Source organism: Flavobacterium sp. ASV13, assembly GCF_000745775.1.
Lineage (GTDB): Bacteria > Bacteroidota > Bacteroidia > Flavobacteriales > Flavobacteriaceae > Flavobacterium.
The window spans coordinates 1-1,974 of sequence record NZ_JQJY01000019.1 but is presented as its reverse complement, the minus strand read 5'-3'; the positions used below and the strand labels follow the sequence as shown (position 1 = coordinate 1,974).

The following is a 1,974-nucleotide window of genomic DNA, read 5'->3' as shown; positions in this document are numbered from 1 at the left end:
AAAATTACGTTCGTAGACATATTGAATTGACAGCCGTCTCGTCCAAAAGACGAGACAAATAGAATAAGAGTAATGGAATCGATAGATTCGAAAAGAACCACTAGAATAAGCATCGATTATATAATATTAAAATATACGATGAAGAGTTTGATCCTGGCTCAGGATGAACGCTAGCGGCAGGCTTAACACATGCAAGTCGAGGGGTATAGTTCTTCGGAGCTAGAGACCGGCGCACGGGTGCGTAACGCGTATGCAATCTACCTTTCACAGAGGGATAGCCCAGAGAAATTTGGATTAATACCTCATAGTATAGTGAGTTGGCATCAACACACTATTAAAGTCACAACGGTGAAAGATGAGCATGCGTCCCATTAGCTAGTTGGTAAGGTAACGGCTTACCAAGGCGACGATGGGTAGGGGTCCTGAGAGGGAGATCCCCCACACTGGTACTGAGACACGGACCAGACTCCTACGGGAGGCAGCAGTGAGGAATATTGGTCAATGGGCGCAAGCCTGAACCAGCCATGCCGCGTGCAGGATGACGGTCCTATGGATTGTAAACTGCTTTTGTACGAGAAGAAACAACATTACGTGTAATGTCTTGACGGTATCGTAAGAATAAGGATCGGCTAACTCCGTGCCAGCAGCCGCGGTAATACGGAGGATCCAAGCGTTATCCGGAATCATTGGGTTTAAAGGGTCCGTAGGCGGTTTAGTAAGTCAGTGGTGAAAGCCCATCGCTCAACGGTGGAACGGCCATTGATACTGCTGAACTTGAATTATTAGGAAGTAACTAGAATATGTAGTGTAGCGGTGAAATGCTTAGAGATTACATGGAATACCAATTGCGAAGGCAGGTTACTACTAATGGATTGACGCTGATGGACGAAAGCGTGGGTAGCGAACAGGATTAGATACCCTGGTAGTCCACGCCGTAAACGATGGATACTAGCTGTTGGGGGCAACTTCAGTGGCTAAGCGAAAGTGATAAGTATCCCACCTGGGGAGTACGTTCGCAAGAATGAAACTCAAAGGAATTGACGGGGGCCCGCACAAGCGGTGGAGCATGTGGTTTAATTCGATGATACGCGAGGAACCTTACCAAGGCTTAAATGTAGATTGACCGTTTTGGAAACAGAACTTTCGCAAGACAATTTACAAGGTGCTGCATGGTTGTCGTCAGCTCGTGCCGTGAGGTGTCAGGTTAAGTCCTATAACGAGCGCAACCCCTGTTGTTAGTTGCCAGCGAGTCATGTCGGGAACTCTAACAAGACTGCCAGTGCAAACTGTGAGGAAGGTGGGGATGACGTCAAATCATCACGGCCCTTACGCCTTGGGCTACACACGTGCTACAATGGCCGGTACAGAGAGCAGCCACTGGGTGACCAGGAGCGAATCTACAAAGCCGGTCACAGTTCGGATCGGAGTCTGCAACTCGACTCCGTGAAGCTGGAATCGCTAGTAATCGGATATCAGCCATGATCCGGTGAATACGTTCCCGGGCCTTGTACACACCGCCCGTCAAGCCATGGAAGCTGGGGGTGCCTGAAGTCGGTGACCGCAAGGAGCTGCCTAGGGTAAAACTGGTAACTAGGGCTAAGTCGTAACAAGGTAGCCGTACCGGAAGGTGCGGCTGGAACACCTCCTTTCTAGAGCCCCGAATGTTAGTGCTTGCACACGTTGGGGAAAAAAGATGCGTATCGAAATGGATCTGAATTGAGGATTTTATTACTCTTGCTGTTAATTTAAAAAAATGATAAAACTTAAGTAAAACAGAGTCTCGTAGCTCAGCTGGTTAGAGTACTACACTGATAATGTAGGGGTCGGCAGTTCGAGTCTGCCCGGGACTACTATTTAACTTAAAAAAAAGGAAATTCTAGAGTTGAGTCCTTATGAATATAAATTCATAATTCATAATTCACAATTCATAATTAGATTGGGGGATTAGCTCAGCTGGCTAGAGCGCCTGCCTTG

The 1,974-nt window shown here is 47.4% G+C and carries 1 tRNA gene and 1 rRNA gene; both read left to right on the top strand.

Features of this window, described 5'->3' with window-relative positions:
• Positions 1 to 135: 135 nt before the first annotated feature.
• Positions 136 to 1,649 (top strand): 16S ribosomal RNA (locus GQ47_RS20575).
• 127 nt (positions 1,650 to 1,776) lie between these two features.
• A tRNA-Ile gene (locus GQ47_RS20570) sits at positions 1,777 to 1,850 on the top strand.
• Positions 1,851 to 1,974 lie beyond the last annotated feature (124 nt).